Genomic DNA, 8,629 nt, shown 5'->3' with positions numbered 1-8,629 from the left:
TCGAACGGATGTGGGATATCGCCAACGCGATTCGCCAAACCTCGTTGGACATTCCGCCGTTGATGGGAATCGGCACCGATGATTCACACGAATATCACGGCAAGGCGGGTTCGCGACCAGGACGCGGCTGGGTGATGGTCCGCAGCAAGTACTTGACTCCCGAGCATTTGATTCGGGCGATGAAACGTGGCGACTTCTATGCGTCCAGTGGCGTGACATTATCCGATGTGCAATTCAACAAGGAAAGTCAGACATTATCGCTCGCGATAGAGACCGAGCCCGATACGAGTTACGAGACCAAGTTCATTGCCACGCTCAAAAAGGGAGACGGCGTGGATGAACATCGCATCGGAGCAGTGGTGGCAACCAGCGAATCGGCAACGCCCGAGTATAAATTGACGGGCAACGAGCTTTATGTGCGAGCCGTCGTCACAAGCAGTAAACCGCCCGTGGATCCATCGTTCAAAGATCAGAAGCAACAGGCGTGGACCCAACCGGTCGGTTGGGAATAAACAAGCGATGACGATCGCCTTTTGAAAAGGCAAAACCGCCACGAATCCGTCCGTGGCGGCTTTGCAGTGCCCGACACCCCATCCTCAGCAAAATCGTAACGTTTTGCTGTGGTGCCGCTCACAGCGCTCCGTCTATCGTTCCAGATCTGGCCATTCCGTTTCATCTAGCAACGACAAGGGGCTGGCGAACCGGGACTGCGATTCGGTCAATGTTTGCAGCTGGCGGTCGATCCAATCGACCAGCTCCTTCTTTGCTTGCGAATTAGGCAAAACATCGATTTCGAATGTCGAGGTCTTCATCCCCCAAAGGTCACAGGGCGGTGTTGTCTTCATCGAATCAAGCTCCTTCGATAATTGTGCGTCAATTCCCTTAGTCTCGCTCACATCCATCCCTGAAAGATTAAAGAGAGATAACGCACCTGTGGTCGAATGATTACATCCGAATCGTTTGCATTGCCACACACGATTGCGTTCTCGTCTGCAGCGACAATCCAAATACGATGCGGCAAGACGCGGGCGAGATTCCCTTCACCCGTCGCTTGCCACTGATGCATCGAATTATCTACCGACAAGATTGACCTGCCAAGAGAGATCTTTTCCGAGCACGACGTATCAGCGGGAAACCGCCCACCCCCGCTATCAATGAGTGCCAAAGCGAGATAAACACATCAGCTCTGGTGAAGCACTCTGCCACAATCGTTCCCAATCGCGACAAACCTAAAGTTACAACCCGCCTACCCCGAGCCGCTCGTGTTCGAATCGCAATGCCAGACCCGCTACCCCGCTGCTCGTTTAGTGCTGGCAAGGAGTGCTGCATGCCGGTTCCCTCGGCAAACACGTTGGAGTAAAGCTTGCCATTGTCGGGCCAACGCTGTCTAAACCCGTCGTCTCGCGTGATTGACAGGCAAGGGCGTCCGAGCAAGTGGAAACGCTCAGCAAGCCGAGGTGCGTGGTCGGCCCTCACCCGCACGCGGCCTAGAGGGTCCGTCTGATCTCTGCTAATCCAAATCTCGGGAGAGGTATTTAGTTTACTGTCGTCTCGTCAGACAGAGATGTGCTTTTCAGGCTCAGGCTGCGAAAACACCCGCTGCGTCACAAGCTTTGAAATCTTTTTTGTCGTTCCCCTACCGCGATTGATTTCGAACACAATGAAGTGATTGACAACCTGTGATAATAGGATCATACGTCGACGTGGGCACGGCGGGAGAGACGACATCATGTTAAAAGAGATTTTGCAATCAAGCCAACTTTGCTGTGGACTCAATGACGTCCATGCTCAGCAAGTGATCGACGCGTGTCAGTTGATCGCGTTTCGCAGCGGCGACATCGTGTTTTCTGAAGACGATCCTGGCGACAGCATGTTTATCGTGGTCAAGGGTCGCGTGAAAATCGAAGCAGCTTCCTCCGCAGGGACCGCTCGTTTCATCGATCATCTCGATGTCGGCGAACATTTTGGCGAGATCGCGATGCTGACTGGCGGTCGCCGCGCGGTGAGGATGACGGCGGTGATGGATTGCGAGCTGCTCGAACTGAAACAGGATGCCTTTCAGAAGTTGATCTTGTCAGTCCCCGGTTTAGCCGCCAATGCGTGTCGCACCCTCGGATTTCGGCTTCGCCGAGAAACGCACGGACAACAGCGACGCAGTCGCCCGCGGGTGATCGGCTTGGTCAACCAGCATTCGGGGACGATGTTCTTCGCAGCGATGGTTGCCAAAGCACTGGCGGCCGAAGGGGATCAGGTTTGTGTGATCAGCGAGGAAGCGACTCGAGTCGGCGCATCTGATTTATCGTCTTTCCAAAGCAGCCGAATTCCCGCAGAGCTAAGCGGTAGCGAAAAGTCCGAGTGGATTCGCAAATATGTTCTCGACCACCAGCGTCGCGAGGATGCCACGCTGGTGAATCTTTCGCCGACACTGTCGCTGGAAACGTTCGCCGCGATTTTGCCGCAATGCGAACAGGTGTGGTGGCTGGTCACGCCCGACGACCTGGGGCAAGCGACGTATCGACTGCACACGTTGCTGCAAGCTCAACCGGTGCTGGCGAACCGGATCTATTGGATGTGGATGACACAGGACGCGAAGCAGCCACCAACGGTCCCGGAGATCGCCAGCCCGTTGGCTCAGCCAGACTTTAAGATCAGCTTAGACAGTAAGCCTCAAGTGGCCTCGCGGCATCAACGCCAGAGCCTATCACGGCTAGTCCGACACGTGCATGGGACGCGAATTGGGTTGGCATTGGGCGGCGGCGCGGCGCGGGGGCTGGCGCACCTGGGCGTACTGCGGGCACTCGAACGCGAGGGCATCTACTTTGATCTGATCTCGGGCACCAGCGCCGGCGCCTTGGTGGCACTTCCCTACGCGTTCGGCTGGGAGATCGACAGGACAATCGCAACATTCAAAGAAGACCTGACGCCAGGTTGGTTTTTTCGGCACCTGCCACGTGGGAACCAGTGGTTCATGGCGACCAAATTTTGGACCGGCGGCTGGGAACCGATGCTTCGCAACCACTTTGGGAATATAAAACTTGATCAGCTACAGATTCCGCTGAGCACGGTTGCCGTTGACTTGGTGAGCGGTCGGCAAGTCATCCGTGATCGTGGCGACGCCGTTGATGCGGTGCTCGAGAGTATCAATCTCCCCAAAATTGCTCGTCCAATTCTGCGAGACGGGATGGCGTTGGTTGATGGTGGGATCTTTAACAATGTGCCGGCCGATTTGCTGTTGGATCGCGGTGCGGATCTTGTCGTCGGAGTGGATGTGGCGGCAAAATTGTCACCCCAATTCGCTGGCAGTACCGCGTCCACGCCGACCGACGAGATGCGTCGGCCGGGACGTTTGGAAACACTGATGCGAGTTAACGAAGTGCAGGATCACGAGATCACCGCTTTGCGTACCAAAGCCGTTGATCTGATGATCGCTGTCGATACATCCGCATTTGATTTTGCCGATTTCACTCGCGCCCCTCAATTGGCCGAGATGGGAGAGATCGCAACGGAGAAGATTCTGCCACAGTTTCGCCAAATGTTGGCCGAGCAAAAGGAATCCGAGTCGGTGGGAGCTTCGCATTTCACCTGTGCTTTGCCACGCAGGAGTGTTGCCGGCTAGGTTTTCACAGACATAACTTGGGGAGACATCACGAGCCCCACCGCAATCATACTTAGAGACGTCCTGTCTGGAGAGTAAGATGCGGCCTACTGGAATAAAGCCATTGTATTTTTTAGCAAGAAGTCTTCAACCGTTCACAACTCAATCTCTCGCGTTTGATGGAATCGTCCAATTTTGAATCCTCACTGCATCGCCCTACTCGGAATCGGGCACACGAACGCGGAAGTGGTTCGTCGCTGGATCGATTCGCCGATCCCGAATTGCCGCTTGGTTTGCATCTCCAAATTTCCATTTACAACCTATTCGGGGATGTTGCCTGGAACGTTAGCGAATCAGTTTTCGATCGACGAGATGCAGATTCCGCTCGGACCGCTAGCGAAAAAGGCGGGGGCGGAATTGATCTTGGATGAATGCATCGGGCTTGATGTCGAAACTCAGACGCTGCGTTTTGCAAATCACGCGTCATTGAAGTTCGACGCCCTGTCGATCGGGATCGGTTCGATGCCGGCAGGCTGGGACCAGCATGCATCGCCGAGTATCGTCCCGATCAAACCGATGCAAACGTTGATTGAACGATTCAGCCAACGCGTGGTGCAGTGTCAAGACACGGCCAACCGGCCTCCGAAAATTGTGGTGGTCGGCGGCGGTGTTGCGGGAGTCGAAATTGCCTTCTGCGTTCACACCCGTATGAAGCATCTGTTTCCAAAGCGACCCGTTGCGATCGAGATTGTGACAAGCGGGGACGAGATTGCGGACGGATTGAGCCCCCGTAGCGTTCGTCAGCTACGACGTTTGTTGTCACGTCGATCGATCGGCGTGACCACTGACTTTCGGGTCGTCGAGGTGAATCAGGACGAAGTGGTCGATCTGCACGGCAACCGCCACCCGGCCGATGTGGTGCTGTGGGCCACCGGCGCCGCTGCACCACCGCTGCTGGGAAAGCTGAACCTGCCGACCGACGATCGAGGTTTTCTGGCGACCGAGCAAACATTGCGGACCACCGCCGACGCCCCCATCTTCGCGGTGGGCGATAGTGGAACGATCCTTAGCGACCCTGCGCCCAAAGCCGGTGTGTTCGCGGTTCGTCAGGCTCCGGTGCTATGGAAGAACCTGCATGCAACCATTAACGGGACGACGCTTAGCGGTTTCAAACCCCAAAAAGAGTTTTTGAAAATCCTGAACACCGGCGACGGCTGCGCACTGCTGCAGTACAAAGGCCACAGCTTTCATGCGAGTTGGTGTTGGCAGCTGAAACGATGGATCGACCAACGTTTTATCCAGCAATACCAGTTTTGAGCGATCGTCATATCCGCACCACGGCGATCCTCACGCGCTCGTTGCGTCAAAATGGAGCGGCAATTTAGCGGACCGATTTGAGTAGCTGGAACACTTGGTTTTTCAGCGTTTTGAATCGATCTTCGCTCAATTTGCGATAGAACGCTTTCAGGATCGCGGCGGCATGGCCATGATCCAAATGGACCACTAACTCCGAAACCACATCGTCGAGCGTTCCTGAATCAATCGGGTGGTCCGTTCCGGTGTAGACGCATGCGTAACCCGAGACTTTGTCACCAAACAGCTCTCGGGCATACTGCACCGCCGCCGCCATCGACTCTTCTTTTAGCGTGTGCGGTTGCCGCCAATCATACGGGGGATCCCATTCGCGAACCGGTCGCAACAAATCGATATGCGTCAGCACAACGATCACGGCCGGCGGTTTCAACTTGCGATCGTTCTTATAAACCGCCGCGACTTCATCGAGCATTTGGCGATCGGCGTCCCGCGCCGACGAATTGGCGGCCATCACCAACATGATAATGTCTGCGGTCTTCGCCGCCTTCTGGATTTGCGCCAACTGGTAGCGACTGACGTCGGCTTCGTCATACCCCGGTGTATCGAGCAGCGTTACTTGGCTTTCCGACCCCGGCACACTGTATTGGTGCCGCGTCACGCTGCGTGTTTCCGGCAACACGTTGGTGGTTGCGACTTGGTTATGCAGCAGTGAGTTGACCAAACTTGACTTCCCCGCGTTGACTTGTCCCATCACCGCAATCGTGGTCGACAGATCATCGAGGTCATCGATCGAGCTTTCGCCCCGGTCAAACTCATGAGCGATCTCTGCCATCTCGGAGAATTCCGAGCGATACAATCGCGATCCACTCCGCAAGCGACCGCTATACATTTCGATCAGATAATAGCCAAGTTGGCGAAGAAACCGCTGATAGAAACCGCGAATCAATTCGTTTTGCAATTCGACGGTGACGTTGGCCGATTTTCGCCACAGCGGATACGCCAACATTTTGGCGGGATTGAGTACTGCCGAACCAACATAGACCACCTTTTGCACGACATCCAACGCGTTGACCACTTTGGGCAATCGCTTGATTTGCCCGATCGTTGCCACATCGCTGCCGGGGATCGACGCGAGCACCCATTGTTCAAGATCCTCGGCTGCTAAATGAATCACGGCCAAAATTTCCACCAACGTCAGCGGATGAAAAACTTCGTCGCTGGTGCGGTTGTGATAGTGTTTGGCCAAACGCTCGGCCAAAATCTGGGCGTCGCGAATGTAGCGGTTGAAATCCATGATCGATTGAGCGTCGATGTCTTGGACTTCGCGGCGATAATCTTCGACAATTTGGATCGCCGAACTATCTTGCGGCGTCCAAAAGCCAGGAGCCGACAACGGTTTACCGGAAAAAGAACGGTGCACCTTGGGCGGTTTCCACAGCTTTCCAATCAACCAAGCGGCCCCCCACATCCCAGGCAGCAGCCACACGATCTTGTAGAACCAACCGGTTTGATAAATCGCAAGCGATCCGACGGCGAGATAACATGCCACCGGCAACGTCCAAAGAACGAACAGCACGACAAACCGGAAACTGATGCCGCGAATCCAGTTCATTTGGCTCTCCACAGTTCATGTCCCCGTTTCAGTTCTTCCGCGAAGATCTCTTTCAACTGGTCCGAACTCGGCACATGTCCTTGCCGTAAATCGGCAAAGTACCAATCCCACGACATCCCCAACGCATAAGTAAACGCGAACGAGGTCGCTGCGCCGGCGGCGATCCCAACCCAAGGGATAAATTTCAAGATGCCTCGCATCCCCAATCGCACTGCGACACGGGTGCCTGCGGCACTGCTGAGCACCGCCCATCGTGCCGGTGTAATCTCTTGGTCGTAGATTTTGGCAAGCTTCATTGCCAAATGAGTTTGGATGCCAAGCACGATCGGGATATCGACCCAGGGCACGGGCACCGCCCCCGCCGTGCCAGCCAATGCGCTGGACGCCAACACCTGCCAACGGGCACGGGTTTGTCGCGACGAGGCGTTTTCGGTTTCCGTGTCGTTAAGTGTCAGGATTGCCTGGCGATACGCCAGCGGCAATTGGTTTAAGATCGCATGTTTCAACCGGTCGCCGCCAAAATTAGGATCCGCAAATCCGTCTTCCAACTGCGTCAGATCGACGGGGATCACGGCGTCATGCAATCCCGCGAACTGACTGACTTTTTCCTGAATCAATGCTGGCAACGGATCAGGGACCGGCGGGGTTTTCGAGTCCACATCGTCTGCGTGCGCAAAAGGGTCGGGGCCATCGGACAAATCGAGGCTCCCGGTCACTTCGTGCAAACAGGTCAAAACCAACATGATCGGCCGATGCGGTGACGCTTTGCGTATCTGGCGTAGCGGTTCGATCACACGATGCAGCGCATGGTCCGCAATGCGGACCGTGACAATCATCAGCTGAGTCGAATCGGCGAACGCTGCGATATCGTCGCTCGGGTCGTAGTTGGCTTCGGCAAGTCCGCGAGTATCAAGAAACGACAGCAACGGCTCGAGCGAATCGGGGAAATCGAACCGCCGCGAAGTCTTGGTTTCGGGCCGATAGCCTTCGCCGATCGTCGCGTCTTCGGCCCCAGTCAAAAACCGCACGACCGAACTTTTTCCGCTCCCCGTTTTTCCAAACAGCCAAATTGCGGGCACGGGTGTCTTGTCACGAATCTCTTGAATTTGTTTTTCGTAGACCGCGTCATCTTCAGGACGTCCGCTACGCCAATTCCATCGTGCCAATGCCATTCGTGCCGCGTCGATTCGTGTGCGTGCTATGAGAAAGAAGGGTCACTGGAAATTGTAGTGCAAACCGCGGGATCTTTCGATTGGGGCGACCGCCGATCCGGCCGCCGCGATGGTCCTAGACGCGGACCACCGCAGCAATATCGCCGCCCAAAAAACGCCGCGTTATGCCAATTCCGGCACTTCGTAACCGGTTCGGTATTGGCGTTTCAGTAACGCGTTGCCCGCTTCGGCATGCTCGCCAACGAACTGCTCGGTTTCCGGATCCAATTCCAACATCGGGCTGAGCTTGATTTCGTCACTTTCCATCGGAATGCCGTGCGCGGACAAGTGCGTATCCATCTCATTGAGCAACGATTTCCATAAAGGTGAATCCAATTGCGCGGCCGCAGCATTGGTGAAGTTTTCACCCGAGCGGAAAGCGATGTTGGCAAGGTTACACCAACCGGTGCTGTCGTTACCGAGTTCGACTTCCGCGTTCAGCGAGGCACGATCGCGAGAGCGAACGGCATCGATGAAGTTGGTCTGATGCAACACATCCCCCGAATTACCCTTAAATTCTTTGATCTTGTTGCCTTTATCATCGTAGGCGACCCCGCGGCCTCGTTGGCCTTCGTAGCGACCGCCTTCGCAATAGGCGATGTAACCGCTGCTGGGGCCGGGGTGCTTCGGACTGCTCTTAGAACCCGGCGCCGAGGGAAGATTCGACAATCCGATCACGACCGGAATCGATCCGGTATCAAAGTAGGCAAAGTGTACGTTGGGCGTTTCGCCAGCATCGTTCAGTGCCACCCGGCCTCCGCCTCCGAAAACGCGTGTGGGCAGTGCGACCGAGTCTTGGAAGACGTTGTTGCGACAATCGTCCAGCACGTGGACGCCCCAGTTGCCCATTTCGCCGGATCCGGTATTCCAAACCCAGTGCCAATCGTAATGCAAGGC

Annotated in this window: 7 protein-coding genes and 1 pseudogene; 3 read left to right on the top strand and 5 right to left on the bottom strand. The window is 55.5% G+C overall.

Translation table 11 applies throughout. The features are described from left to right. Positions 1–512: pseudogene (locus tag ABX962_RS22740) on the top strand (hypothetical protein); the annotation flags it as partial. Positions 513–644: 132 nt separating this feature from the next. On the opposite strand, the gene ABX962_RS22735 reads toward ABX962_RS22740, so the two are convergent. Both ABX962_RS22735 and ABX962_RS22730 read right to left on the bottom strand, forming a co-directional pair. Next, on the bottom strand, positions 645–845 hold the full coding sequence (locus tag ABX962_RS22735) for a hypothetical protein (protein ID WP_372722592.1): 201 nt from the start codon (positions 843–845) through the stop codon (positions 645–647). A 47-nt stretch (positions 846–892) separates the two neighbouring features. Then, positions 893–1,084, bottom strand: coding sequence for a hypothetical protein (locus ABX962_RS22730; protein ID WP_372722590.1), 192 nt, complete (start codon positions 1,082–1,084; stop codon positions 893–895). 645 nt (positions 1,085–1,729) lie between these two features. Here ABX962_RS22730 and ABX962_RS22725 point away from each other — a divergent pair. Both ABX962_RS22725 and ABX962_RS22720 read left to right on the top strand, forming a co-directional pair. Continuing rightward, positions 1,730–3,616, top strand: coding sequence for a patatin-like phospholipase family protein (locus tag ABX962_RS22725; protein WP_372722588.1), 1,887 nt, complete (start codon positions 1,730–1,732; stop codon positions 3,614–3,616). Between the two features lie 174 nt (positions 3,617–3,790). Next, entirely contained in the window at positions 3,791–4,912 is a 1,122-nt protein-coding gene (locus ABX962_RS22720) for an FAD-dependent oxidoreductase (protein ID WP_372722586.1), read from the top strand. Positions 4,913–4,976: 64 nt separating this feature from the next. On the opposite strand, the gene ABX962_RS22715 is transcribed toward ABX962_RS22720, so the two are convergent. The 3 genes from ABX962_RS22715 to ABX962_RS22705 form a co-directional block, all read right to left on the bottom strand. Then, a complete protein-coding gene (locus ABX962_RS22715; protein WP_372722584.1) occupies positions 4,977–6,521 on the bottom strand; it encodes a GTPase family protein in 1,545 nt (514 codons plus the stop codon). Then, a complete protein-coding gene (locus ABX962_RS22710; RefSeq protein WP_372722582.1) occupies positions 6,518–7,693 on the bottom strand; it encodes a YcjF family protein in 1,176 nt (391 codons plus the stop codon). Before ABX962_RS22710 ends, ABX962_RS22715 begins: the two co-directional genes overlap by 4 nt. A gap of 162 nt (positions 7,694–7,855) precedes the next feature. Then, positions 7,856–8,629, bottom strand: a 774-nt coding sequence (locus tag ABX962_RS22705; RefSeq protein ID WP_372722580.1) for a gfo/Idh/MocA family oxidoreductase, incomplete at its 5' end; no start/stop codon positions are given.

The organism is Novipirellula sp. (assembly GCF_041583735.1).
Lineage (GTDB): Bacteria > Planctomycetota > Planctomycetia > Pirellulales > Pirellulaceae > Novipirellula.
Note: the sequence above shows the minus strand (reverse complement) of the source record. Positions and strands in the feature narration are given on the sequence as shown.

Bases quoted from the DNA above. Each gene is read 5' to 3' on its own strand.
- ABX962_RS22725 (WP_372722588.1), top strand. From the start codon at position 1,730: ATGTTAAAAGAGATTTTGCAATCAAGCCAACTTTGCTGTGGACTCAAT.
- ABX962_RS22715 (WP_372722584.1), bottom strand. From the start codon at position 6,521: ATGAACTGGATTCGCGGCATCAGTTTCCGGTTTGTCGTGCTGTTCGTT.
- ABX962_RS22710 (WP_372722582.1), bottom strand. From the start codon at position 7,693: ATGGCATTGGCACGATGGAATTGGCGTAGCGGACGTCCTGAAGATGAC.
- ABX962_RS22735 (WP_372722592.1), bottom strand. From the start codon at position 845: ATGAAGACAACACCGCCCTGTGACCTTTGGGGGATGAAGACCTCGACA.